The organism is Arthrobacter sp. SE2, assembly GCF_058244265.1.
Genome location: NZ_JBZAYA010000002.1, coordinates 96,061 through 120,263 on the forward strand (window position 1 = coordinate 96,061; position 24,203 = coordinate 120,263).

Annotated in this window: 21 protein-coding genes and 1 pseudogene; 8 read left to right on the top strand and 14 right to left on the bottom strand. The window is 65.4% G+C overall.

What is annotated here, in order from left to right:
• Positions 1–59 precede the first annotated feature (59 nt).
• The 3 genes from AC4CS3_RS03175 to AC4CS3_RS03185 are packed head-to-tail and all read left to right on the top strand — an operon-like array spanning position 60 to position 2,899.
• Complete coding sequence (locus AC4CS3_RS03175; protein ID WP_490782176.1) at positions 60–1,061, top strand: DUF4439 domain-containing protein; 1,002 nt, start codon at positions 60–62, stop codon at positions 1,059–1,061.
• A gap of 51 nt (positions 1,062–1,112) precedes the next feature.
• Positions 1,113–1,841 carry a VIT1/CCC1 transporter family protein gene (locus AC4CS3_RS03180; RefSeq protein WP_437773090.1) on the top strand — a complete coding sequence of 243 codons (729 nt, stop codon included), beginning with the start codon at positions 1,113–1,115 and terminating at the stop codon, positions 1,839–1,841.
• A gap of 35 nt (positions 1,842–1,876) precedes the next feature.
• A complete protein-coding gene (locus AC4CS3_RS03185) occupies positions 1,877–2,899 on the top strand; it encodes an aminoglycoside phosphotransferase family protein (protein ID WP_441414623.1) in 1,023 nt (340 codons plus the stop codon).
• Positions 2,900–2,931: 32 nt separating this feature from the next.
• Here AC4CS3_RS03185 and AC4CS3_RS03190 read toward each other — a convergent pair.
• The 3 genes and pseudogenes from AC4CS3_RS03190 to AC4CS3_RS03200 form a co-directional block, all read right to left on the bottom strand.
• Positions 2,932–4,316, bottom strand: a pseudogene (locus tag AC4CS3_RS03190) (pyridoxal phosphate-dependent decarboxylase family protein).
• A gap of 56 nt (positions 4,317–4,372) precedes the next feature.
• A complete protein-coding gene (locus AC4CS3_RS03195) occupies positions 4,373–5,170 on the bottom strand; it encodes a sulfite exporter TauE/SafE family protein (protein ID WP_284983964.1) in 798 nt (265 codons plus the stop codon).
• A complete protein-coding gene (locus AC4CS3_RS03200) occupies positions 5,167–6,978 on the bottom strand; it encodes a proline--tRNA ligase (RefSeq protein WP_490782177.1) in 1,812 nt (603 codons plus the stop codon). Before AC4CS3_RS03200 ends, AC4CS3_RS03195 begins: the two co-directional genes overlap by 4 nt.
• 778 nt (positions 6,979–7,756) lie before the next feature.
• Here AC4CS3_RS03200 and AC4CS3_RS03205 point away from each other — a divergent pair.
• The 4 genes from AC4CS3_RS03205 to AC4CS3_RS03220 all read left to right on the top strand — a co-directional run bounded on the left by AC4CS3_RS03205 (position 7,757) and on the right by AC4CS3_RS03220 (position 11,400).
• Positions 7,757–9,133 (top strand): HNH endonuclease signature motif containing protein, encoded by a 1,377-nt coding sequence (locus AC4CS3_RS03205; RefSeq protein ID WP_490782178.1) that lies wholly within the window; start codon positions 7,757–7,759, stop codon positions 9,131–9,133.
• Between the two features lie 109 nt (positions 9,134–9,242).
• Positions 9,243–10,034 carry an ABC transporter ATP-binding protein gene (locus AC4CS3_RS03210; RefSeq protein ID WP_490782442.1) on the top strand — a complete coding sequence of 264 codons (792 nt, stop codon included), beginning with the start codon at positions 9,243–9,245 and terminating at the stop codon, positions 10,032–10,034.
• A gap of 8 nt (positions 10,035–10,042) precedes the next feature.
• Entirely contained in the window at positions 10,043–10,786 is a 744-nt protein-coding gene (locus AC4CS3_RS03215) for an ABC transporter permease (RefSeq protein WP_366176575.1), read from the top strand.
• On the top strand, positions 10,783–11,400 hold the full coding sequence (locus AC4CS3_RS03220) for a TetR/AcrR family transcriptional regulator (protein WP_490782179.1): 618 nt from the start codon (positions 10,783–10,785) through the stop codon (positions 11,398–11,400). The genes AC4CS3_RS03215 and AC4CS3_RS03220 overlap by 4 nt, the downstream gene beginning before the upstream one ends.
• Positions 11,401–11,539: 139 nt before the next feature.
• Here the strand turns inward: AC4CS3_RS03220 and AC4CS3_RS03225 are convergent, their stop codons facing one another.
• The 5 genes from AC4CS3_RS03225 to dxr all read right to left on the bottom strand — a co-directional run bounded on the left by AC4CS3_RS03225 (position 11,540) and on the right by dxr (position 16,482).
• Positions 11,540–12,427: a GNAT family N-acetyltransferase gene (locus AC4CS3_RS03225; protein ID WP_490782443.1), complete on the bottom strand. Its 888-nt coding sequence runs from the start codon at positions 12,425–12,427 to the stop codon at positions 11,540–11,542.
• The gene (ispG, locus tag AC4CS3_RS03230) at positions 12,390–13,556 is read right to left on the bottom strand and encodes a flavodoxin-dependent (E)-4-hydroxy-3-methylbut-2-enyl-diphosphate synthase (protein ID WP_236816619.1); all 1,167 of its coding nucleotides are present in this window, start codon (positions 13,554–13,556) and stop codon (positions 12,390–12,392) included. Before ispG ends, AC4CS3_RS03225 begins: the two co-directional genes overlap by 38 nt.
• 66 nt (positions 13,557–13,622) lie before the next feature.
• The gene (locus AC4CS3_RS03235; RefSeq protein ID WP_236816616.1) at positions 13,623–13,916 is read right to left on the bottom strand and encodes a YciI family protein; all 294 of its coding nucleotides are present in this window, start codon (positions 13,914–13,916) and stop codon (positions 13,623–13,625) included.
• A gap of 32 nt (positions 13,917–13,948) precedes the next feature.
• Entirely contained in the window at positions 13,949–15,280 is a 1,332-nt protein-coding gene (locus tag AC4CS3_RS03240) for a M50 family metallopeptidase (RefSeq protein WP_490782180.1), read from the bottom strand.
• 17 nt (positions 15,281–15,297) lie between these two features.
• The gene (gene dxr, locus AC4CS3_RS03245; RefSeq protein WP_490782181.1) at positions 15,298–16,482 is read right to left on the bottom strand and encodes a 1-deoxy-D-xylulose-5-phosphate reductoisomerase; all 1,185 of its coding nucleotides are present in this window, start codon (positions 16,480–16,482) and stop codon (positions 15,298–15,300) included.
• A 38-nt stretch (positions 16,483–16,520) separates the two neighbouring features.
• On the opposite strand from dxr, the gene AC4CS3_RS03250 reads away from it, so the two are divergent.
• A complete protein-coding gene (locus tag AC4CS3_RS03250; RefSeq protein WP_490782182.1) occupies positions 16,521–17,987 on the top strand; it encodes a lipase maturation factor family protein in 1,467 nt (488 codons plus the stop codon).
• 4 nt (positions 17,988–17,991) lie between these two features.
• Here AC4CS3_RS03250 and AC4CS3_RS03255 read toward each other — a convergent pair whose 3' ends face one another.
• From AC4CS3_RS03255 to AC4CS3_RS03280, 6 genes are read right to left on the bottom strand one after another with little or no spacing between them, the layout of a single operon-like run.
• Positions 17,992–18,828 carry an HpcH/HpaI aldolase/citrate lyase family protein gene (locus tag AC4CS3_RS03255; protein WP_490782183.1) on the bottom strand — a complete coding sequence of 279 codons (837 nt, stop codon included), beginning with the start codon at positions 18,826–18,828 and terminating at the stop codon, positions 17,992–17,994.
• Positions 18,825–19,358: a MaoC family dehydratase gene (locus tag AC4CS3_RS03260; RefSeq protein WP_490782184.1), complete on the bottom strand. Its 534-nt coding sequence runs from the start codon at positions 19,356–19,358 to the stop codon at positions 18,825–18,827. Before AC4CS3_RS03260 ends, AC4CS3_RS03255 begins: the two co-directional genes overlap by 4 nt.
• Positions 19,355–20,107 (bottom strand): CoA transferase subunit B, encoded by a 753-nt coding sequence (locus tag AC4CS3_RS03265; RefSeq protein WP_490782185.1) that lies wholly within the window; start codon positions 20,105–20,107, stop codon positions 19,355–19,357. Before AC4CS3_RS03265 ends, AC4CS3_RS03260 begins: the two co-directional genes overlap by 4 nt.
• A 2-nt stretch (positions 20,108–20,109) precedes the next feature.
• Entirely contained in the window at positions 20,110–20,877 is a 768-nt protein-coding gene (locus tag AC4CS3_RS03270; RefSeq protein ID WP_490782186.1) for a CoA transferase subunit A, read from the bottom strand.
• Between the two features lie 19 nt (positions 20,878–20,896).
• Complete coding sequence (locus AC4CS3_RS03275) at positions 20,897–22,060, bottom strand: acyl-CoA dehydrogenase family protein (protein ID WP_490782187.1); 1,164 nt, start codon at positions 22,058–22,060, stop codon at positions 20,897–20,899.
• Between the two features lie 2 nt (positions 22,061–22,062).
• On the bottom strand, positions 22,063–24,201 hold the full coding sequence (locus AC4CS3_RS03280) for an acetyl/propionyl/methylcrotonyl-CoA carboxylase subunit alpha (protein WP_490782188.1): 2,139 nt from the start codon (positions 24,199–24,201) through the stop codon (positions 22,063–22,065).
• Positions 24,202–24,203: the final 2 nt, after the last annotated feature.

A 24,203-nucleotide genomic window follows, 5' to 3' on the forward strand; every position in this document is an offset into this window, starting at 1 on the left:
TGACACCATAGTCTGTTGTGAACCACGAGACTGTTGAGAAACCACGGAGCCATGGCTGGATGAGGACCGTCCTGCTGGCTTTCCTCGCAGTCCTCGTTCTAGGAGTCGGCGCCGTGCTTGTCCCGCGGGACGCCCCGTGGCCCGCAGCAGTGCCGTTTTCCGAAACTGCCCGTTCCGAAGCGCTCTCTTCGACCGAGACGCTTCTGGGGACCGCATCGCTCCTGGAGAGCACGGACACTGTGATGTTGCTGACAAGCCAAGCGCAAGCGCTGCTGCAACCTTCCGGCTCTTCGGCATCGAATACCTCCACGGCTTCCCCAAGCCCCGGTGCCACCCAGGAGCGCCCAACGCGGGCCGGCTTTGTCTCCGCGCTCGCCTCGAGCGCTTCGCGTCGCTTGGCGGACGCCGCGGACGCCGACGGCGGCATGGCACGGCTGCTTGCCGCCGTCGGGACCGCCCAGTTGCTTGAGTCATCGCGACTGGCCGCAACCTGGGGCTTGCCGCTACCGGCGACCCCGGCCGGGGCGAGTACCGCCCCGACACCGCCGCCCAGCTGCACTGCCTCGCCGGCCACGTCAACGGCACCGACACTCGGAGCGGCGCCCACCAAGGCCGATCTGCCCGCAGCCCTTGCCGCCGTCGTCAGCTCCGAACAGGAGGCGATCTATGCCTACCAAGTGGCCCTGACCAAGCTGGACGCGAAGGCATCGGCGACGGCAGCCACCTGGTTGGCGCGCCATCAGGAGCTGCTCCGGGGAGCGGAGGCCCAGGGCCGGCTGCACTGCATCGCGACACCGCCGCGGGAGGCCGGCTATCGCCTGCCTGCCACTTTCGCCGCCAAACCCGCACTCGCGCTGGGAAGCATGGAAGCCAGCTCGTTGACTGCCTATGCCGACCTCGTGGCATTGTCAGAGGGCGAGACACGCCAATGGGCTATCGACGGGCTTGTCGACGCCGCCAAACGCAGCCAGGCCTGGGGAACTCCGGTTGGCCCGTTCGCCGGACTGTCGATCGACAGCACGGCACTCCCCCCGCTGCCGAGCGGCACTCCGGCTCCATAGGAAAGCCTTTCTTTGCTGGCGGCAGCAGTCTTCAGGTGCTTGGCTTGTACCATGGCTTCCATCGAAACTGCAGCCCTGCATGAGAACGAACCACACGCCAACGACCTCGCCCACCGGCTCAACTGGCTTCGGGCAGGTGTCCTTGGCGCCAACGACGGAATCGTCTCCGTCGCCGCCATCGTGGTGGGCGTCGCCGGCGCCACGACGAACACCGGCGCCATCCTCACTGCTGGAGCGGCCGGACTCGTAGGTGGCGCGGTGTCCATGGCACTCGGCGAGTACGTATCCGTCAGCAGCCAGAGCGACAGCCAAAAGGCGCTCATCGAGAAGGAACGGCGGGAACTCGCCGAGGAACCCGAAGAAGAGCTGGCCGAATTGACTGCGATCTACGAGGCCAAGGGCCTGCGGCCTGAAACCGCGCGGAAAGTCGCTGCGGAGTTGACGGAGCACGACGCCTTGGCCGCTCACCTTTCGGCCGAATTGAACATCGACCAGGACGACATCGTCAGCCCGTGGCATGCGGCTTTCGCGTCCGCCATTGCCTTCACCCTCGGCGCGGTGCTGCCCATGCTCGCGATTCTGCTCCCGCCCCCGGGGCTGCGTGTACCGCTGACCTTCATTTCCGTGCTGCTCGCGCTCGCAATCACCGGAGCCATAGGAGCATGGATCGGCGGCAGCTCCAAGACCCGCGCCGCCGTGCGCGTCGTCATCGGCGGAGCCCTTGCGCTTGCCGCGACGTTCTTCATCGGAAGCCTCTTGGGCTCCTCCGGAGTGGTCTGAACCGCTCCCGGACCGGCTTGGGTAGGCTGACAGTGATGACTACCTTCGTTTCCATCCCTGGCGACCTCCAGGCACGCTACTCCCGCACAGCGGAGGGGCGGGCGTGGCTCTCAGGGCTGCCCGGGCTGATCGATGCCAGCCTGGAACGCTGGAAGCTTTCGGTTGACCTGGAGCCCGGCGCGGAACCATGGAACGGCCACGGCGGCATCGTCATTCCGGTCCTCTACAACGGCGGCCGTTCGGTGCTCAAGATAGCGTTCCCGCACGAGGAAGCCCTCGTTGAACGGCATGCGCTGGCCCTCTGGGGCGGTACCGGGGCCGTAAAGCTGCTCGACGCCGATGCCGCCTCCTGCGCGATGCTCCTGGAGCGGCTCGACTCCGTCAGCTGGCTGCAGGGCGCCCCGATGGAAGAAGCCCGCGACGTCTGGGGATCGCTCGTGAAGGAACTCAGCATCGAACCGGACGAGCGGCCTGAATGGAAAGAGTTCGAGCACATCGCGGCCCGTGCCGAGCGCTGGAGCGATGAGTTACCGGCCGACTGGGAGCAACTTGGCCAGCCCTTCCCCCGGTGGCTCCTCGAAGCCGCGTTGGAGGTGTGCCAGACCCGGGGCGCTGTTGGGCGCCGGGCGGGCAGGGACGTCCTGGTGCATTGCGACCTGCACTTCATGAACATCCTCCCGCATCTCAATGGCGCTGCGTCCATCGGAGAACGCGCATACGTGGCGATCGATCCGCAACCGAAGATCGGAGAAGCGGAATTCGCCGTCGCACCGATCTTGTGGAACCGTATCCGCGACCTCTCCACGACGGCTCCGGAAGTTGCCCTTCTGGAGCGCTGCGCGGATTTCAGCAGCGCGGCCGGCTTGGACGGCGAAGCGGCCCGGGAATGGAGTCTGGTCCGCGAGGTCGAAAACGCCCTGTGGTATGCCGGGAAACCGCGGCATGAGGGCGATCTGGCACGCTCGTTGTGGGTGGCCAGCACCCTCGCAGGACGGCCCCTGGACGGGCTGCCCGCCGCGCACGATCTGCCCGAACCGGGACTGGCAGCATCGAACTAGCTTCGGGGCGCCGAGCCGTCCGGACGCCCGGCCTAGCCGGTGGCCTCCAGCGCATCTTTGATCGCCTGCACCGCGATATCCAGGTCGGCCGAATCCGTTGACCAGTTGGTCACCGAAACACGCAGGATATCCCTGCCCTGCCAGCGCGAACCGGACATCCAGACCCTCCCGTCGGCCATAATGAAGTCCGTCACGGCCCGGGTCCTCTCGTCTGAACCGAAGGCCAGGGACAACTGCGTGAACACCACATCGTTGAGGACTTCCACGCGGGGCACTTCGGCGAGCCGACGGGCCAGTTCCGCGGCACACTCCGCGCGTCCCGCGACAAGCTCCCGCACGCCATCGGCGCCCAGGGAACGCAAGGCCGCCACACCGGCACTCCCCTGGCGCGGCGGGACAACTCGGGCACTTTCTCCATGGGGTCGCCGGGGCCGTGGTCGTCCTGCATGAGGTATTCGGCCTGCATGCCGACGGCGGACCGCAGGGCTGCGACGTCACGTACCACCACGATTCCGGCGTCGTACGGCACGTTGAGGGTCTTGTGGGCATCGGTTCCCCACGAATCGGCCAACTCGACGCCCTCGACCAGATGACGCAGTCCCGGCACCGCCGCCGCCCATAAGCCGAAAGCCCCGTCAACGTGGACCCACGCGCCGTGATCCTTCGCAGCCGGAATCGCCTCGAGGAAAGGATCGAAGGCTCCGGAATGCAGGTTCCCGGCCTGGAGGCACACAATTGCCGGACCGGAACCGGTTTCCAACGCGGCCCGCAGCGCGGCTGGATCGATCCTGCCTTGATGGTCCGCCGCGACAACCTCGGGCGCCCCGAACCCCAGGAAGCGCAGGGCCATGTCCAGGCTCTCGTGCCGCTCGGCTCCGACCAGGACACGCAGTTCCGGGGCGCCTTGGAGTCCTTCGGCGTTGACATCCCAGCCGACGTTGGCCAGCTGGCGCCATCGGGCCGCCGCGAGGGCCGTGAAGTTGGCCATGCTGGCGCCGGTCGCGAATCCGACGTCGGAGCCAACAGGCAGGCCGAGCAACTCAAGGAGCCATCGCCCGGCGGCCTCTTCGATCCCGGCAGTGGCGGGTGTGGCGAAACGCAGCCCGGAGTTCTGGTCCCATGCGGAAACCATCCAGTCCGCGGCCATCCCGGCCGGCACCGTACCGCCGATGACCCAACCGAAGAAGCGCCCCGATTGCATGGCCATCAGCCCGGGCTCGGCGTGTTCGGCGAGGAAATCTATGACCGAGACCGGGTCCAGCCCGCTGGCCGGCAACGGTCCGCCGAAGACCGCCGTGATGTCATCGGCCGCAGTACTTGGCCGTACCGGCCGCCCAGGCAAGGCCCTCAACCACTCGCGGGTATGTTCCCATGCACGTTCGAGTGCCCGTTCATAGTCGCCGGAATCGACCCACATGAGTGCATGCTACGCCCGCCGGATCGCTCCGGCCATCGCTGGCGGCAACCGGAACACTACTTGGCGAAGTAGTCGTTCCAGACGTCCATGCCGAGTTTGATGATCAACGCGCCGACGACGATCAGGAACACGATCCGTACAAAGCCACTGCCTTGTTTCACTGCGGTCCGCGCGCCCAGGTAGCCGCCTGCCATGTTGGACAGGCCCAGCACGGCGCCAACGCCCCACAGCAGCGATCCGTGCGGCAGGAAGAAGAACAGGGCACCGGCGTTCGTGGCCATGTTGACGATCTTCGCCTTGGCGCTGGCCTCCAGGAATGCATAGCCCATGGCGGAGACGAGGGCGATCACCAGGAACGAACCTGTTCCGGGACCAATCAGGCCGTCGTAGAACCCGATCACGGCACCTATGGCGCAGGCCACCACGTAGTGCGTGTGGCCGTCGTGACGCAGGGCGGTCAGCTCGCCCGCATTGGGCCTCAGCGCGGTGAAGAGCGCGACGGCGATCAGCGCCACCACGATGATGGGTTTGAAGACGCTAGCGGGAAGGTTGGCCGCCAGGACCGCTCCGCCGAAACTGCCCGCGAGGGCAATCACCGCCATCGGTATGGCCGTCTTGAGGTCAGGGCCAACCCGGCGGTAATAGGTGACGGCACTGGTCGTTGTCCCGAAGATGGAGCCCATTTTGTTGGTGGCCAGCGCCTGGACCGGGGTGATCCCCGGAACCAGGAGCAAGGCGGGGAGCTGGATCAGTCCCCCGCCACCCACCACGGCATCAATCCAGCCGGCCGCGAATCCAGCCACCACGATCATGATGAGCGTGGTGAGCTGGACCGACTCGAAGCCGGAGATCACTTCTGGCGTACGGCGTTGACCACGTAGTCGGCAGCCTTCTCGACTGCCACGTTTTCGGCCTCACCGGTGCGACGGTCCTTGATCTCGACAACACCGTCAACCAAGCCACGGCCGACCGCCACGATGGTGGGGACACCCACGAGCTCGGCGTCGCCGAACTTCACCCCCGGGGAAACCTTGGGGCGGTCGTCGTAAATCACGTCGAGGCCTGCGGCCTCGAGTTCGGCGGAAAGCTTCTCGGCTGCCGCGAAGATTTCCTCGCCGCGTCCGACGGCGACCACGTGGACATCCGCGGGGGCCACGGAGCGCGGCCAGATCAAGCCACGGTCGTCGTTGTTGGCCTCGGCCAGGGCGGCCACGGCACGGGTCACTCCGACTCCGTACGAGCCCATGGTGACCACAACCTGCTTGCCGTTCTGGTCAAGGACCTTCAGGTCGAGGGCCTCGGCGTACTTGCGGCCGAGCTGGAAGATGTGGCCCATTTCGATGCCACGGGCAGTCTCCAAGGGACCGGAGCCATCCGGGGCTTCGTCTCCCGCGCGGACCTCGGTGCATTCAATGACGCCGTCCCAGGCGAAGTCGCGCCCGGCTACGAGACCGAAGACGTGCTTGCCGTCTTCGTTCGCTCCGGTGACCCAGCTGGTGCCCGAGACAACCCGGGGGTCAACAAGGAAGAGCAACTTGGACGTGCCTTCGAGCCCGAGAACGGCTTCGCCGAGGACCAGTCCGGGGCCGATGTAGCCCTTGACGAGTTCCGGAATCTTCTTGAGGTCTTCCTCGTTGGCCGCTTCGAGCCCGATCTCCCCGGCAATGGGCAGGAATGAACCGACGTTGGCTTCGACGCGCTTGAGGTCCACCGCGCGGTCACCGGGAACGCCGATGACCACAATCTGACGCTCGCCAGTGGGCAGCGTGACGGCGAGGACCACATTCTTGAGGGTGTCGGCGGCAGTCCAGGCGCCGCCGTCGGAATCGCTGCGCGGGGCGAGCTGGTTGGCAGCCGTCACGAGGGTGTCGATCGTGGGCGTGTCCGGGGTGTCCAGGACCCGCGCGGGAGGCGCGTTGCTGAAGTCGATCTCGGCCGGGGCCACGGTGGTCACGGCTTCGACGTTGGCGGCGTAGCCGCCTGCCGAGCGCACGAATGTGTCCTCGCCGATCTCGGTGGGGTACAGGAATTCCTCGCTCTTGGATCCGCCCATGGCGCCTGCCGTGGCGGCAACGGGGATGACCTCAAGGCCAAGGCGCTCGAAGATTTTCAGGTACGCGGCGCGGTGGGCCGCGTAGCTCGCGTCCAGGCCGGCGTCGTCGACGTCGAACGAGTAGGAGTCCTTCATGATGAATTCGCGGCCGCGGAGGAGGCCTGCCCGGGGGCGTGCTTCGTCGCGATACTTGTTCTGGATCTGGTAAAGGCTCAGCGGCAGGTCCTTGTACGAGGAGTACAGGTCCTTGACCAGGAGGGTGAACATTTCCTCGTGCGTGGGGGCGAGAAGGTAATCGGCACCCTTGCGGTCCTGGAGGCGGAACAGCCCCTCGCCGTATTCGGTCCAGCGGTTGGTGGCCTCGTAGGGTTCCCGGGGCAGCAGCGCCGGGAAATGGACTTCCTGGGCGCCGATGGCGGCCATTTCCTCGCGGATGATCTGCTCGACCTTGCGCAGGACGCTCAATCCCAAAGGCAGCCAGGTATAGATGCCCGGTGCGGCACGGCGGATGTAGCCCGCGCGGACCAGGAGTCTGTGGCTTGCGACTTCGGCGTCGACGGGATCTTCACGCAAGGTGCGCAGGAACAGCTGGGAGAGGCGAAGGACCACGGGTCAGAATCCGTTTCTATGGCAAGAGCTGGCAAAAACTACTGTGTACCAATCTACCGGCTTGCGGCCGGGGAACCTGCCGGGGCCCATCCCCCGGGTTCCTCCCGAGGGCGGCACCTCACCAAACGAAGATGAGCCACGCCATGGTTCGAGGAAGCCCCTGGCCGCTGGGCGGCTGGTCATCCTGCCATGGCGTGGCTCAGCGGCTGGTCGGCCGCGGGCGTTGTCCTGGAGGCTTAGTCAGACTTGTCGAGTGCCTTCGAAGGATCAACGCGTACAGCCATTTGGTTTGTGTTTCCTCTCTGAAACCGCCCGCGCCCCAGCGACACGGCTGGTTCTGAATTTATGTGATGGTGGACACTTTTTTCAAGGGCTTGGACTTATCAATATTTGTTGTTGCACGTGGGCCTAAAAATGTCAGACCCCCGTGACAGGGTTTATTCATGGAAGCCCTCGAGGAACGTGCAGCGGACACCGCAGCCAGCGCGAACGCGCCCGGCCGCGGTGTTTCTGGCCTCCTTCAGGACCGCAGGCTTCGCAGTGTTCCCGCCACGGGCACCTTTGCTGCCTCCGGCGCCGGCTTCCGGCCTCCAAGGCCGGCGCCCGACGGCGGTGCTGCCGCGGACGTGCGGCGGTGCCTGGGCCTGCTGGACTCGGCCCTGTCCACGGCCCCGGAGGAACTCGGCGCCACGACCTTCCCCGAAGCAGCCGATTTCGCCGGGATCGTGGAGGATCTTGCCGCCAGGTCGAATACCTCCAGCTGCTCGCCGCGGCAGCAGTGGACAAAACCCGGAGCGAGGCAATCATCGCCGCCGGACCTACCAGCCGAACGGACGGCTGGACCACCGGCTGGGGAACCGACACCGGCACAACCGCGGCAGGCACCACGCCGGGAACTGCGGCGGCAGATACCCAGCCCGCAGCTGTGGCGGGTTCCTTCCCGACTGCGGCGGCCACGGGCACCCGCTCCCCGGCCGATGACGGATGCCGGAACACCGCCGAGTACCTCAGGACCCGGCTGCGGATCAGCGTCAGCGAAGCCCGCCGCCGGCTCGCCCTGGCCGCAACCGTGCTCCCCCGCACCGGCCTGCCCGGCCACGCCATGCCCGCCAAACACGAAGAAACGGCCGCGGCCCTGGCCACCGGAACCATCTCTTCCCACGCCGGAACCATCATCACCACCGCACTGGAACGCGTCCGGCATATTCCCGATACGGACGCCTTGGCCCGGATGGAGCACAGCCTCACCCGCACCGCCATCGACAACGACCAGGACTTCCTCACCCGCATCGCCCGCCGCTGGGTCGACGCCATCGAACAAGACGGCACCGAACCCAGCGAAGAAGAACACCGCCACCGCCAAGGCGCCTTCCTCCGCCGCCCCCACCGCGGCCTCCACCACATCGAAATCTTCGCCACACCCGAGCAATACGAACACCTCCTCACCGTCATGAACACCGCCACCAACCCCCGCACCACCACCCCGGACAACGCCGGGCCCGGCGACGGTGACCCCGGCGCCCCCGAGGCGGATCACCAAGACGGCTTGGACCGGCGCACCCGCGCCCAACTCCTCCTCGACGGCCTCGTCGGCGCCTGCAAAACAGCCCTCGCCGCCGCCACCCTGCCCGCCACGGGCGGACTCCGCCCCCAGGTCATGGTCACCATCAACTACCGGGACCTCCTGAACCGCCTCGAAACGCGTACCGCCCAAGACCCCCGCGGCACACAGCCCGGCAGCGGAACCTTCACCCACACCGGCCCCATATCCCCCGCCATCATCCGCAAAATCGCCTGCGACGCCGACATCATCCCGGTCCTGCTCGGCAGCAACAGCCGCATCCTGGACATCGGCCGCACCACCCGCATCTTCCCGCCCCACATCCGCAAAGCCCTCACCGCCCGGGACCGGGGCTGCGCCTTCCCCAACTGCACCATTCCGGCAACCTGGTGCGAAGCCCACCACATCACCTACTGGTCACACGGCGGATCCACCAGCACCGACAACGGCGTGCTGCTCTGCACCCACCACCATCACCTCGTCCACAAAGAACAATGGAAGATCCAGGTCACCAACGGCATCCCCTGGTTCATCCCGCCGCCACACATCGATCCCGGGCAAAAACCCCGGCAAAACCACCACCAGAGAACATGACGCCGAAATTCAGCGAAGGGCCAGATCCGTCCTCGAGGCTCACAGTTGACGCGCCCGTGTATCGGACTTACCTTTTATTCATCACTTGATGAATAAATCGGAGGCCGTGATGTCCTACAGTCCAGTGGGAAGTCCCGCACCAGGCATCTCCCCGGCGGTCGCAGCGGAGGGCCTGCACGTCACGCGCGGCCACAAGAAGATCCTGCGCGGCCTGGACTTCACCATGGAGCCCGGGCTCATCACGGGCCTGCTCGGGCCGTCCGGAAGCGGCAAGACGACCCTCATGCGCTGCATCGTCGGCGTCCAGCGACTGACAGCCGGCAGCGTGGTGGTATTGGGCCGTCCAGCGGGTACGCCGTCATTGCGGCACGACGTCGGATACGTCACCCAGGCGCCGAGCGTCTACACGGACCTGAGCGTCGAGGCGAACGTCAGGTATTTCGGAGCCATGCACGGCGTCTCGGCGGCCGACAGTGCGGAGGCGATTGCCGCCGTCGGGCTCGAATCACTGGCACGGCGGAAGACAGCAGACCTTTCCGGTGGTGAATTCAGCCGGGTTTCGCTGGCCTGCGCGCTCGTCTCGCATCCGAAGCTGCTGGTCCTCGACGAACCGACGGTTGGCTTGGATCCGGTACTGCGCGCCGAGCTGTGGGAACGGTTCGCCGCGATGGCCGAATCGGGCACCACCTTGCTGGTGTCCAGCCACGTCATGGAAGAGGCCTCGCACTGTTCCTCGTTGCTCCTGCTCCGCGACGGCTTGCTGCTGGCGCAGCTCAGTCCGGCGGAACTCAGCGAACGGGGACACAGCAACGATCTGGAACAGGCCTTCCTGCACATCATCCAGGAAACGAGCGCCACTTCGAACCGCCGGGGTGCAAATGAAAGCCAGGTGGCGTCATGAATCCACGGATGATGTTTGCCACCACCAGGCGGGTCTTGGAACAACTGCGTCACGACCACCGCAGCGTCGCGCTCATCATGGTGGTTCCCGCCCTACTGCTCACGGGCGTCTACTATCTGTTCGAGAACGAGACTCTGCCTCCCGGATTCCCCCGGACCTTTGACCGTGTGGGACTCATGATGCTGGCCATTTTCCCGTTCGTGGTGATGTTCCTGGTCACGTCGATCACGATGTTGCGCGAAAGGACGTCGGGGACGTTGGAACGGCTCCTCACGACGCCCATCCACAAAGCCGATCTCCTGTTCGGCTACGCGTTGGCGTTCTCCATCATGGCTGCCCTGCAATCCCTTGTGGCAACGGCCGTGGCCTACTGGATCTTCAATCTGGATATCAAGGGCGGTCCTGGCTACGTCGTGATGATCGCCGTCATCAACGCAGTGCTGGGTGTCGCGCTTGGCCTCTTGTGCTCAGCCTTTGCGCGGACCGAATTCCAGGCGGTGCAGTTCATGCCGGTAGTGGTGATACCGCAGATCCTGTTGTGCGGACTCTTCGTGGCCCGGGACCACATGAACAGCCTCCTGGAGAGCATCTCCAATGTGCTGCCACTGACGTTTTCGGTCGATGCGCTCCAGCAGATCGCCGACAACACCGAGGCGACGCAGGCCATGTGGCAGGATGCCGGGGTCATGGCGGCGATCGTTGTGGGAGTTTTGGTGCTGGCCTCATTCACCCTCCGACGGCGGACCTCATGAGCGGCGCCTTGCCTCCCGTGCGGCGGGGACGCCGCAGCGGCGGAAGCGACTCCCGCGAACTGATCCTGGCCACAGCGCGCCGGCTCTTCGCCGAGCATGGTTTCGACGGCACGAGCCTGCGGCAAGTGGCCCGCGAAGCCGAAATGGACCCGGCCATGGTCCACCACTTCTTCAAGGGCAAGGACGAACTCTTCGCCCAGAGCATCGAACTCCCGGCGGATCCCGACGAGGTCCTTGCAGGCGTCGAATCGTTGGATCCGTCGCAACGCTCGGAGGCAATCGTCCGCGCTGTGTTGCGGCTGTGGGAAAGCCCGGCACAACACGGCCTTGTCGCGTTCGTCAGGGGCACGATCGGTTCCAAGGCCAAAACCGCCTTGCTACGCGAGATGGTGGCGAGGACGATCCTTTCCAGGATCACCGCGGGTCTTCCCGGCTCCCCCGAAGAAGCGAAAATGCGCGGCAACCTCGTTGCCACGCAAATGGTGGGGCTCATGCTGATGCGCTACGTGGTCCGGCTCGAACCCCTGGCTTCGGCCTCCCAGGACGAAGTGGTCCGGCTCGTTGCACCGAACGTCCAGCACTACCTCACGGGCGAGTTTACGCCCACCAAGTGATCCCCACCGCCGCCCTCGCCTCGCAAGTCCCCACCGGCGGTGGGGCCCCACGGCCAGGGAACCCAGGCGGCGTGGGCCCACGCAGTTGTTGTCGCTATGAGCCGTCAAAACGACAACTACTGCGAGTCAGTTGGGCTAGTCAGTACAGAACTGTGGCGAAGGTTCCGAGGCGTTGGAAACCGACCCGCTCGTACGTGGCGCGCGCCCGGGTGTTGTATTCGTTGACGTAGAGGCTCGTGATCGGGGCGAACTGTTGGGCGAGGACAACCACTCCCGCCATGTACCCGGCGCTGAGTCCTTGGCCGCGGAACTCGGGGTTCATCCAGACGCCCTGGACCTGGGTGGCCTGCGCCGTGACCGCCCCGAGTTCGGCTTTGAACTTGACGGTCCCGCCGGCGTCGATGTGCACCAAGGAATGGCCTTGCCGGATCAGTCCGGCCACCCTGCGGCTGTAGAAGTCCTCGCTCCCGAGAAAGGGCGAATAGCCCACTTCCTCTTCGAACATGGCTGCGCAGGCGGGCAGGATCCGGTCGAAGTCCGCGATGTTTCCGAAGCCGAGCTGTGGATTGGGGTCGACGGCGGGTGGCCCCGAGATCGCCAAAAGCGGCTGGTCGGCGCGTACCTCGTGGGCGAAATGGCCCAGTTGCTCCAAGCGGGAATGGAGCGCCAGCACGGTCTCCGCAGGCCCGAAGATCGACGCGTAGCGACGTCCGGCCCTGTGTGCAACGGCCGCAACGCGGGAAGCCAGTTCGGGATCCAGCTGCACCGGAACCAGGTTGGCGCCGGCCCAGCAGGCACCCACCAGGGCGTCGCCGTCGAACACTCCAAACACGCTCGCTCCGCCGGAAGTGGGTGCGGCGCTTCCCGACGAATCGAGGTGCGCCAAAATAAAGACGTTCGCTACCGGATCTTCCATCGCGAGCACGCGAAGGGCCCGGGTGTCGGCAGCGCCGAGCACCCGGACGGAAATCCCATCAGCAGCTGTCTCGTTACGAGACGCTAACCACGGGGCTACCCTTGACAGCATCTTCGCCATCGGCCTCCCCCATCTCTTCGGCGATACGCATGGCCTCTTCGATCAGTGTCTCAACAATCTGGCTCTCGGGGACAGTCTTAATGACTTCGCCCTTCACGAAGATCTGCCCCTTGCCGTTTCCGGATGCTACACCGAGATCGGCTTCACGTGCCTCACCCGGGCCGTTCACCACGCAACCCATGACGGCGACGCGCAGCGGAATCTCCATTCCTTCAAGCCCGGCCGTGACCTGCTCCGCGAGTGTGTAGACGTCCACCTGCGCGCGTCCGCAAGAAGGGCAGGAGACGATTTCGAGCTTGCGGGGGCGCAGGTTGAGGGACTGCAGGATCTGGTTGCCGACCTTGATTTCCTCAACAGGCGGCGCGGAAAGGGACACGCGGATGGTGTCGCCGATGCCCCGGGACAGCAGCGCTCCGAAGGCCGTCGCGGACTTGATGGTGCCCTGGAAGGCGGGTCCGGCCTCGGTCACGCCAAGGTGCAGGGGCCAGTCGCCTTTTTCGGCAAGCATCTCGTAGGCCGCCACCATGATGACTGGGTCGTTGTGCTTGACGGAGATCTTGAAATCGTTGAAGCCGTGTTCCTCGAACAACGAAGCTTCCCACACGGCCGACTCGACGAGGGCTTCCGGGGTGGCTTTGCCGTATTTCTTCAGGATGCCGGGCTCCAGGGAGCCGGCGTTGATGCCGATCCGGATGGACGTGCCGTGGTCCTTCGCGGCCTTGGCGATTTCCTTCACCTGGTCGTCGAACTTGCGGATGTTGCCCGGATTGACGCGCACAGCGGCGCAACCGGCTTCGATCGCGGCGAAGACGTACTTCGGCTGGAAGTGGATGTCCGCGATCACCGGAATCTGGGACTTGCGGGCGATGATCGGCAGCGCCTCGGCGTCATCCGCGGAAGGGCAAGCGACACGCACGATGTCACAGCCGGACGCCGTCAGCTCCGCGATTTGCTGCAGCGTGGCGTTGATGTCCGTAGTGGGGGTGGTGGTCATCGATTGCACGCTGATGGGCGAATCGGAGCCGACGCCGACCGAACCCACCTTGATCTGGCGGGTCTTGCGGCGGGGCGCGAGAACGGGGGGCGGGGCTGACGGCATTCCCAGGCTGACCGAGGTCACGTGGACTCCTTGGGTTGAAATGGGTGGATCGTAGGGCCTGGGTCAGGACCCCGGCCGTTCATGCTGCTAGGAAGCGTGGGCGGCAAGCATTCCGATAATCGGGTTCCACTCCGAGGTCCGGATGCCTGCAATCCCCCGGACGGCGGCGAACGGATCCTCCTTCAGCGTGGCGTTCAGCTCGGACTCGTCGGCGGCCTCAAGCAGCAACAGCGCACCCGCGCCATCGGTGTATGGGCCGCTCGCCAGCAGGGTTCCCTGCTCGGCGAGGCTGGCGAGCCAGGCGCGGTGGGCAGGGCGGTTCGCGTCGCGCACCTCGGCGGACTCGGCGTCGTACACGTACTCAACAGCGAAAACAGTCATATGGATAGCCTATCCCCCAAGCCCAATCCGGATCAGCCGAAGAGGTTGACGGGCTTGACGATGTCCGCGTAGATCAGCAAAGCGCTCATGGCCATGAGGACACTCGCCACGACGTAAGTAAGCGGCAAGAGCTTGGCAATGTCGAAGGCGCCTGGATCCGGTTTGCCGAAGAGCTTCGCGATTCGGCGCCGTGCTCCTTCGTAGAGCGCGCCCGCCACGTGTCCGCCGTCGAGCGGCAAGAGCGGAACCAGGTTGAACACGGCGAGGGCGAAGTTCAGTCCGGCGAGGAGCCCCACGAGGGCGCTGACGCGCGATTGCAGCGGAACCTGATCCATGGCAGCCACTTCACCGGCTACCCGGCCGACTCCCACCACGCTGATGGGGCCATTGGGATCGCGCGGTTCGGAGCCGAAGGCCGCTTGCGCCACGCCGACCACCCTGGCAGGCAGGTTGAGGATGACTCCGGCGATCTGCTTGATGTTCTCGCCGGCCATCGGAAGAACGGTCGACGCCGGTTGGGGCACCATGGCGGTCTGCGCACCGATGCCCAGGAACCCGACTTCCTCATACAACGGCTTGCCGTCCGCGCCCTTGGCCTGCTGGCCGTTGTCGCCAATGACGGGGCGCGCAGAGAGCACGGGGGTAACTTGCGTGGTGACGCTCTTGCCGCCACGGTCCACCGTGATTTGCACGGCCTTGCCGGCGGATGCCCGGATCCAGCCGCTCATTTCAGCCCAGCTCGTCACCGGCTTGCCGTCAAAGCTGGTGACAACGTCGTTGGGCTGGAGCTTGGCCACCGCGGCCGGGGTCAGTTGGCAGTTCGGCGAGTTCGGATCCACGGTCTCGCCTGCCTTGACCTGGCACTTGGACACCTCGGCAATCGTGGTGGTGGCCGTGGACACTCCGAAGCCCATGAGGAGCACCGCGGTCAGCACCAAGCCGATGAGGAGGTTCATGGCCGGCCCACCCAGCATGATGATGACCTTTTTCCAGACCGGCAGCCTGTAGAAGACCCTGTTCTCGTCCCCGGGGCCCACTTCCTCATGCGCCGCGGACCGGGCCTCGGTGGCGAGGGTCTGGAACATGCCGGTGCTCGACGGCCTGACGCTGCCATCTTCCTTGTTGGGCGGGTACATGCCGATCATGGCGACGTAGCCGCCCAGCGGAATGGCCTTGACGCCATACTCGGTCTCGCCTTTCCGCGTGGACCACAGGGTTGGGCCGAACCCGATCATGTATTTCGTGACGCGCACCTTGAACAGCTTGGCGGGAAGCAAGTGCCCCACCTCGTGCAGCGCAATGGAGATGGCCACGCCGATAGCGACGAAGACGACTCCGAGAATGAACAAAATGACGGGATTCATGCCTTAAGTACTGCTTCCTAAAGGGTGCTGTTGGCTAAACGATCGTGGGTGCGCGTACGTGCCCACCTCTCAGCATCCAACACAGAGTCAACCGTCAGCTCCAAGGATCCTGAATGTTCGCTGAGGACGGACTCCACGGTGTCAACGATCTCGGTGAAGCGGATCCTCCCGGCGTGGAAGGCTTCCACCGCTTCCTCGTTGGCCGCGTTGAAGACGGCCGGAAAGGTGCTCCCTTGCTTCGCGGCGTCCTTGGCCAGTTCCACGGCCGGGAAGGCCACCGAGTCAAGGGGCTCGAACGTCCAACTGGTGGCCTTGCTCCAGTCGCAGGCCTTGGCGGCGCGGGGCACGCGGTCCGGCCACCCGAGTCCAAGGGCAATGGGCAGCCGCATGTCAGGCGGAGAGGCCTGGGCAATGATGGAGCCGTCCACGAACTCCACCATCGAGTGCACCACGGATTGCGGGTGCACCACGACGTCGATCCTGTCCAAGGGAACATCGAAGAGCAGGTGCGCCTCGATGACCTCCAGGCCTTTGTTGACCAGGCTGGCTGAGTTCGTCGTGACCATGAGGCCCATGTCCCACGTGGGGTGGGCGAGTGCCTCAGCCGGAGTGACGTCGCGGAGTTGCTCGCGGCTGCGGCCCCGGAAAGGTCCGCCGGACGCTGTCAGGATGAGTTTCTCGACCTCTTTGTCGGTTCCCGCGCGGAGGCATTGGGCGATGGCCGAGTGCTCGGAATCCACGGGCACGATCTGGTCAACGGCCGCCGCGGCCTTCACCAGCGCACCGCCGACGATCAGGGATTCCTTGTTCGCCAAGGCCAGGATGGCGCCGGACTTGAGGGCCGCGAGCGTCGGCGCCAGCCCGATGGAACCAGTGATGCCGTTGAGCACGACGTCCGCTTCGATCGCGGCAATCTTGGTGGACGCATCCGGTCCCGTAATGATCGCCGGATCATAGTTCCGGAGCCCGGCGGCGGAAGCGGCCTCGCTGATGAGTCTCTGGAGTTCGTGAGCGTCGCCGTAGGCGATGCCCACTGCTTGGGCCTTGGTGTGGACGGCCTGCTGCGCGATGAGTTCCAGGTTCCTGCCGCCCGCGCTCAGCGCCACGACCTCGAAGAGGTGGGGAGCGGCGTCGACGACGTCAATTGCTTGTGTGCCGATGGAACCAGTGGACCCGAGGAGGATGATCTTGCGCGGCTGCATTGCTTAAGTATCCCGCACCCCAGGCGTAGCGTTGTTTTGTGGACTGGGTCTCGTGGTTCGAGGCGCCGGACTATGAATTCGCCCGGCAGGTGCTCCAGCGTGGCACGGCCGCGCTCTATTTCATCGCGTTCCTGTCCAGCCTCAACCAGTTTCCCGCGCTCCTTGGCGAACACGGGCTCCTGCCTGTCCCGAGGTACGTGGACGGACACAGGGTCTTGCGCAGGCCCAGCCTGTTCCGCTGGAAGTATTCGGACACTCTGCTCCGTGCCGTGTGCGCCGCCGGGCTTGCCGTTTCCTTTACGCTCGTGGGCGGGCTGCCGCAACTGGGACCGCCGTGGCTTCCCCTGGCCGCGTTCCTGGCTTTGTGGTTGCTCTACATGTCGATCGTCAACGTCGGCCAGACGTTTTACGGCTTCGGCTGGGAGATGCTGCTGCTGGAAATGGGCTTCACTGTGGGTTTCCTCGGTTCGGAACAGACTCCCCCGCCCAGGACCATCCTCGTCCTGCTTGTGTGGCTGCTATTCAGGCTGGAATTCGGCGCGGGCATGATCAAGATCCATGGCGGAAGCGAGTGGCGTGATCTAACCGCCCTGTACTACCACCACGAGACGCAGCCCATGCCCGGACCGTTGAGCCGCCAGGCGCATCTCCTACCCAAACCGATGCACCGCATGGAGGTGCTTGGAAACCACTTCGCCCAGCTGGTCGTGCCGTTCTTCCTGTTCGCCCCGCAGCCACTGGCCACCATTGCCGCCGGAATTGTCGTGTTCACGCAGCTTTGGCTTGTGGGGACCGGAAACTTCGCGTGGCTCAATTGGTCCGCGATCGTGCTCGCTTTCGCCGCGGTGAGTGACCCGGTCGCCCGTACTGTGCTGCCGTTCATTCCGCAACGGCCGACCCCGGCCGAGGCGGTTCCGCAGACCCCGGTGTGGTGGCTCGCCGTCGTGCTCGCAGTGACGGCGCTCCTCCTGGTGCTCAGCTATTGGCCCGTCCGCAACCTGCTCTCGCGGGAACAGCTCATGAACGCCAGCTTCAACCGATGGCAGTTGGTCAACACCTACGGGGCGTTCGGCACGGTGACGCGGCACCGGGTGGAAATCGTGGTGGAAGGCACCCAGGCCGACGTCCCCGTCGATGAGGCCGATTGGCGCGAATACGGCTTCAAGGGCAAGCCCGGCGACGTCCGACGGCTGCCCCGTCAGTGGGCGCCGTACCACCTGCGCCTCGACTGGCTGATGTGGTTCCTGCCCTTGCGCACGGTGCACGAGGAATGGTTCTACGCGTTCTTGGGCAAACTGCTCGACGCCGATCCGCCCACCTTGCGCTTGTTGCGCCAGGACCCGTTCGACGGCGCACGGCCGCGTTGGGTGCGGGCCCGCAGCTTCCTTTACCGCTTCGCCACACGGGCCGAGTTCCGCGAGACAGGTCATCGCTGGATCCGGATGGAGCTCTACGACGTCATCGCCCCGTTGTCGCTGCCGAAGCAACGACGGCGCGGTCAATAGCCCTTCAGGACAGGCGGGCCCTTAGCAGCGTGGATTCGGCGTGTTTCAGGATGGGACCATCCACCATTTTGCCTTTGTATTGGAACACACCGGTTCCGGCCGCGGCCGCAGCTTCAAGCAGTTCACGGGCTCCTGCAACGGCTTCCGGCGACGGTGCGTAGGCTTCGCGGACCACGGCGACCTGGTTCGGGTGGATGCAGGCCTTGGCACCGAATCCGCTGGCCACGGCGTCGGCGGATTCCGCGGCCAGGCCGGCAAGATCGGGAATGTCGACGTAGACCGAGTCGATGGCTTCCTTGCCTGCCGCTTTGGCGGCCAGCAGCACGGTAGAGCGGGAGTGCGTTGCGACGGCGCGGTAGCCGCCGTCGTCCTTGCGGCTCGAGGTGCCGCCCATGGAGGCGATCAGATCCTCGGCGCCCCACATGAGCCCGACGACGTTGGGAGCCTGGGCGATCTCGCTCGCGTTGACGATCCCCTTGGCTGTCTCGCACAGGGCGATGACGTGGTAACCCTCGAGTGCCTTCAGCTGTTCACCGGTCTCGGCCTTGGCAAGCATGACGGTGCGGTAAGGGGTGTGCGCGAGGCAGTGCAGGTCCTTCTCGAAATCCGGGGTACCTACTGGATTGACCCGCACAATCGTGCGGCTGGGGTCGAGCTCGGCGGTCTCTCCGCCGGAGCCGAGCTGGGCGAGGAGGGCGCCCCGGGCCCGCTTCTTGTCTGCGGGCGCGACGGCGTCCTCGAGGTCTACGATGACGGCGTCGGAACGCTCCGCGGCCTTTTGGAACCGTTCCGGGCGGTCGGCGGGGCAGAAAAGCAAAGCGGGGCCCATGGTGAAGGTCATGTATTGATTGTCCCCTGTTGCGCCTCCAGATGCGCGGTCCGGATCCACATAAGGCAAGCCCGCGTGGCGAGCGCCACAACCGTGCCGTCCTGGTTGCGGCCGGTGTGTTTCATGGTCACCACACCCTGCCCGGGACGCGACGACGACTCCCGTTTCCCGGTGATGACAGTCTCCGTGTAGAGGGTGTCACCGTGGTAGAGCGGGTGCGGGAAAGAGACGTCCGTGAGGCCCAGCTGGGCAATGATGGTGCCCTGGGTCAATTGCGTGACGGACTGTCCCACCATGGTGGACAAGGTGAACATCGAGTTCATGAGCCTCTGCCCGAAGGGCTGCGTGGCGCTCCAGGCCGCGTCCAGGTGGAGGGCCTGGGTGTTCATGGTCAACGTAGTGAACAGGACGTTGTCCGTTTCGGTGACGGTCCGGCCCGGCCGGTGGGCGTAAACAACGTCTTCCTCAAGCTCGTCGAAGTACAGGCCCCGCTGCTCAACGACGCGCGGTTCAGGGATGCGGGGTTCGGGAACGTTGGTCATACGGTCAGCTCCTGGTCCTCTTCAAAGAGCTCGACGCCGGTCGCGGCCGCCACGTCCTCTTCGGAGACATTCGGTGCCAGCTCGCGCAGGACGAGCCTCGAGGCCCCGCCTTCGGAGACGACGTCGATCACGGCGAGGTCGGTGATGATCCGGTCCACGCAGCCTTTCCCCGTGACGGGCAACGAGCATTCCTTGACGATCTTGGGCTTGCCGTTGCGGTCCACGTGCTCCATCATCACGATCACCCGCTTGGCGCCGAAGACCAGGTCCATGGCGCCGCCCATGCCCTTGACCATTTTGCCGGGGATCATCCAATTGGCCAGGTCCCCATTGGCCGCGACCTCCATGGCTCCGAGCACTGCGACATCCACATGGCCGCCGCGGATCATACCGAACGACGTTGCCGAGTCAAAGAATGCGGCGCCGGGGTTGACGGTGACCGTTTCCTTGCCGGCGTTGATCAGATCGGGGTCCACCTGATCGTCAGCGGGGTACGGGCCGACGCCCAGGATCCCGTTCTCGGAATGCAGGATCACCTCGACCCCCTCGGGGATGTAGTTGGGGATCAGGGTGGGCATGCCGATCCCGAGGTTGACGTATTGCCCGTTGGTGAGTTCACGGGCTACGCGGGCGGCCAGTTCGTTCCGCGTCCAGCCTTTGCCCTCGTGGTGGTCGGCGCCGGCGCGGCGGTATTCATGCCTGACCGTCTCGGGACGAGGAGGCACATCCTGGGTGATATTCGATTCCATGGCTATGCTCCTGCCTGCTGGGTCAACGCGACGGTCCGCTTTTCGATGCGCTTCTCGGTGTCCGGTGCCACGACGACCCGCTGCACGAAGATGCCCGGAGTGTGGATATGTTGCGGATCGAGTTCGCCGGGTTCCACAAGCTCTTCGACCTCGGCGATGGTGATCCGGGCCGCCATGGCGCACAGCGGGTTGAAGTTCATGGCCGTCGCATGGAAGACTAGGTTCCCGTGACGGTCGCCCTTCCAGGCGTGGACCAGTCCGAAATCGGGTGTCAGGGATTCCTCCAGGACATAGTCCGCGCCGTTGAAGGTGCGCACTTCCTTGGGTGAGGACGCGATCGCCACGTTGCCGTCGCCGTCGTACTTTTGCGGAAGGCCGCCTTCCGAGACCTGCGTCCCGACGCCGGCCGCAGTGAAGAACGCAGGGATACCGGCACCGCCGGCGCGCAGTTTCTCGGCCAAGGTGCCCTGCGGGGTGAGGACCACCTCGAGTTCGCCGGCAAGGTACTGCCGCGCGAACTCCTTGTTCTCACCGACATAGGAACTGATGGTCCGGCGGATACGCCCGTCCCTCAGCAGGATGCCCAGGCCCCAGTCGTCCACGCCGCAGTTGTTGCTGACTGTTTCAAGGTCCTTGGTGCCTTGATCGTGGAGCGCATCGATCAGCGCCACCGGGATCCCGCACAAGCCGAACCCGCCGACGGCGAGAGAGGCGCCGTCGTGGATGTCCTTCACCGCTTCGGCGGCGCTGGCAACAACTTTGTCAATCATCGTTTACCTTCCCTGACGGTTAAAGGCCCAGCTCGCGGGCGATGAGCATCAACTGGACCTCGGTGGTGCCTTCCCCGACTTCCAGGATCTTGGAGTCGCGGTAGTGGCGTGCCACCGTGAATTCGTTGATGAAGCCATAGCCACCGAACACCTGGGTGGCGTCCCGTGCGTTGTCCATGGCTGCCTCGCCTGCGACCATCTTAGCGATGGCCGCTTCGGTCTTGAACGGCTTGCCGGCCAGCATCCGCGCGGCCGCATCGTAGTAGGCAAGGCGCGCAGTGTGGGCCCGTGCCTGCATGCGGGCGATCTTGAACTGGATGGCCTGGTACTTGCCGATGTTCTGCCCGAACGCGACGCGTTCCTTGGCGTATTTCACGGACAAGTCAACGCAGCCCTGCGCCGCACCGGTGGCGAGCGCGGCGATCGCGATGCGGCCTTCATCCAGGATGGACAGGAAGTTGGCGTAACCCCGTCCCCGGACGCCGAGCAGGTTCTCTTCGGGTACCCGGACGTTGTTCAGTGTGAGCGGGTGGGTGTCGGAAGCGTTCCAGCCAACTTTGTTGTAGGCCTTTTCCGCAGTGAAACCCGGCGTGTCGGTGGGAACCAGGATGGTGGAGATTTCCTTCTTGATGCTCCCGTCCTTGCGTTCGTGCTGCCCGGTGACGGCGGTGACGGTGACGAGCCGGGTGATGTCGGTCCCGGAGTTGGTGATGAACTCCTTGTTGCCGTTAATGACCCAGCGGCCGTCCTCGAGGTGCGCGTTCGTTTTGGTGCCTCCGGCGTCCGAGCCGGCTTCCGGCTCGGTCAGGCCGAAGCCTGCGAGCGCTTCGGCCGAGGTCAGCTGGGGCAGCCAGTGTTCCTTTTGCGCTTGGGTGCCGAAGCGGTACACCGGCATGGCGCCGAGCGAGACGCCTGCTTCGAGGGTGATGGCCACCGACTGGTCCACCCTGCCCAACTGTTCCAGCGCGAGGGCGAGCGCGAAGTAGTCCCCGCCCATGCCGCCGAGCTCTTCAGGGAAGGGCAGGCCGAACAGGCCCATCTCACCCATCTGTTTGACTACCTCGTACGGGAAGCTGTGTTCCTCGTCGTGCTTGGTGGATACGGGGGCCACTACCTCGTCGGCGAATTCCCGGACGGAGTCGCTCAGGTCCTGGTATTCCTCGGTGAGTTCAAAACTTGCCATGGCTAGGCTTCCTCGTCTTTCTGGTTTTCAGTCGGTTCTGCTGTGACTTCAGGGGCGGGTTCTGCCGCCATGTGGATGGTGGCGAGGACTTGGTCAGCCTTGACGAGGTCCCCGGTCTTGCTGCTGAGGTGCACTGTGCCGGACACCGAGGCCAGCAGCTGGTGTTCCATCTTCATTGCCTCCACAGCGAGGAGGACGTCGCCCGCTTCTACATGGTCGCCGTTGTGCACCGAAACGGAGACGACGGTTCCCGGCATCGGAGACCGGACTTCGGGATCCGCGGCGCCTTCTTCGCGCTGGATACCCGCGAGGATGCGTTGAAGCCGGGCCTCGCGGTCCAGGATCTCGAGCCAGCAGGACCAGCCGTCGCTGCCGAGCCAAAGTTCGCGTGCCTCACGCCCCGGAGATGGTGAGCCGTGCGCGAAATGGTGCTCAATGCCGTCGAGCACCAGCACCGCATCCCCGGCGGATCCCTGCCGCATGGCGGCAGAATGCTCGACCCCGGCATCCACGCGTGCCGTGAAACCCGGTCCGTTCACCGTCAGCCCCACGGTGGCCAAGCCGCCGTCGGGGCGTCCGATGGTGGTCTTCCACGGCGCCGGGGCGCCGACGCGCCAGCCATCGGCGGTGTTCCAAGGTGCTGCCGCCCCGATCAGAGCCAGTTCTGAGCGGTTGAGCAGTTCCGAGCGGTTGAGGAGTTCTGTTCGGTTGAGCAGGGCTGCGGCGATCAGCTCGACGTCGGTCACTTGCCGGAATTCCATCCTGTCCAGTTTGCGCTCGATCAAGCCGGTGTCGAGGCGGCCGGCGCGGACGTCGTCGTCGTTGATCAGGAGCCGCAAGTACTCAACGTTCGTGTGCACACCCAGCAGCGTGTAGTCCCCCAGTGCGTGGTCAAGGGTGTCCAGCGCCGCTTTGCGGTCCGGGCCCCACGCAATGACCTTCGCGAGCATGGGATCGTAGTCGCCGGTGACGGACAGTCCCGGCAGCATGGCGGAGTCGATGCGGACGTGCGGATCGTTGCTTGCCCGTTCCCGGAGAGTCACGATCTCGCCGATGGACGGCATGAAACCGCGCTCGGGTACCTCCGCGTAAACGCGCGCCTCCACCGCGTGGCCCTCAAGCACGACGTCGGACTGCGCCACCGTGAGGACCTCACCCCCGGCGATGCGCACTTGCCATTCGACAAGATCGACGCCCGTCACCATTTCCGTGACAGGGTGTTCCACTTGGAGTCGGGTATTCATCTCCATGAAGAAGAAGTGTTCCGGGTCCTGGTCCGAGACGAGGAACTCGACCGTGCCCGCACCGCTGTACTTGACGCTCCGGGCAGCCTGGCAGGCGGCCTCACCGATCCGCGCCCGGACCTCGGCACCGTTCGCCAGGGACTCCAGCAAGGGGGACGGTGCTTCCTCGATGACTTTCTGGTGGCGGCGCTGGAGCGAGCATTCGCGTTCGCCGAGGTGGATGACGTTGCCATGGTTGTCGGCAAGGACCTGGACCTCGATGTGCCGGGGCGACTGGACGAGCCGCTCGAGGAACAGGGTGTCGTCACCGAAGGCGCTCGCCGCCACGCGGCGGGCCGTCAGCAAGGTGGCCGCCATATCCTCGAGCCGCTCCACGATGTGCATCCCTTTGCCCCCGCCGCCCGCCGAGGGCTTGATAAGCAATGGGAAGCCGACGCCGGGTGCCGCGTCGATCAGGGCCTCGTCGCTCAAGCCTGGTTCGGCGATGCCCGGAACGCACGGGACGCCGTAGGACATGACGTGGTTCTTGGACCGGATCTTGTCGCCCATGATCTCGATGGCGTCAATGCCGGGGCCGATGAACGCGATGCCTGCCGCGTCCAGGGCCTTGGCGAACTCCACGTTTTCGGCCAGGAATCCGTAGCCCGGGTGGACCGCCTGGGCACCGCTTTGCAGGCAAGCCTCGATGATGGCGTCTATCCGCAGGTAGCTGTCCGCCGCAGCCGCTGTACCGATGCGGACGGCAGCGTCTGCTTCGCGCACGTGGCGGGCCCCGGCGTCGGCGTCTGAATAGACCGCCACCGAACGGATGCCCATGGCCTTGAGGGTGCGGATGACGCGGCAGGCGATCTCGCCGCGGTTGGCGACGAGGACGGTGTCGAAGGAGTTGATTGTCATGG

Excerpts from the sequence above, each read along its gene's own strand:
- AC4CS3_RS03175 (WP_490782176.1), top strand. The coding sequence starts at position 60 with ATGAGGACCGTCCTGCTGGCTTTCCTCGCAGTCCTCGTTCTAGGAGTC.
- AC4CS3_RS03180 (WP_437773090.1), top strand. The coding sequence starts at position 1,113 with ATGGCTTCCATCGAAACTGCAGCCCTGCATGAGAACGAACCACACGCC.
- AC4CS3_RS03185 (WP_441414623.1), top strand. The coding sequence starts at position 1,877 with ATGACTACCTTCGTTTCCATCCCTGGCGACCTCCAGGCACGCTACTCC.
- AC4CS3_RS03210 (WP_490782442.1), top strand. The coding sequence starts at position 9,243 with ATGTCCTACAGTCCAGTGGGAAGTCCCGCACCAGGCATCTCCCCGGCG.
- AC4CS3_RS03215 (WP_366176575.1), top strand. The coding sequence starts at position 10,043 with ATGATGTTTGCCACCACCAGGCGGGTCTTGGAACAACTGCGTCACGAC.
- AC4CS3_RS03220 (WP_490782179.1), top strand. The coding sequence starts at position 10,783 with ATGAGCGGCGCCTTGCCTCCCGTGCGGCGGGGACGCCGCAGCGGCGGA.
- AC4CS3_RS03225 (WP_490782443.1), bottom strand. The coding sequence starts at position 12,427 with ATGCTGTCAAGGGTAGCCCCGTGGTTAGCGTCTCGTAACGAGACAGCT.
- AC4CS3_RS03235 (WP_236816616.1), bottom strand. The coding sequence starts at position 13,916 with ATGACTGTTTTCGCTGTTGAGTACGTGTACGACGCCGAGTCCGCCGAG.
- AC4CS3_RS03240 (WP_490782180.1), bottom strand. The coding sequence starts at position 15,280 with ATGAATCCCGTCATTTTGTTCATTCTCGGAGTCGTCTTCGTCGCTATC.
- dxr (WP_490782181.1), bottom strand. The coding sequence starts at position 16,482 with ATGCAGCCGCGCAAGATCATCCTCCTCGGGTCCACTGGTTCCATCGGC.
- AC4CS3_RS03255 (WP_490782183.1), bottom strand. The coding sequence starts at position 18,828 with ATGACCTTCACCATGGGCCCCGCTTTGCTTTTCTGCCCCGCCGACCGC.
- AC4CS3_RS03260 (WP_490782184.1), bottom strand. The coding sequence starts at position 19,358 with ATGACCAACGTTCCCGAACCCCGCATCCCTGAACCGCGCGTCGTTGAG.
- AC4CS3_RS03265 (WP_490782185.1), bottom strand. The coding sequence starts at position 20,107 with ATGGAATCGAATATCACCCAGGATGTGCCTCCTCGTCCCGAGACGGTC.
- AC4CS3_RS03270 (WP_490782186.1), bottom strand. The coding sequence starts at position 20,877 with ATGATTGACAAAGTTGTTGCCAGCGCCGCCGAAGCGGTGAAGGACATC.
- AC4CS3_RS03275 (WP_490782187.1), bottom strand. The coding sequence starts at position 22,060 with ATGGCAAGTTTTGAACTCACCGAGGAATACCAGGACCTGAGCGACTCC.
- AC4CS3_RS03280 (WP_490782188.1), bottom strand. The coding sequence starts at position 24,201 with ATGACAATCAACTCCTTCGACACCGTCCTCGTCGCCAACCGCGGCGAG.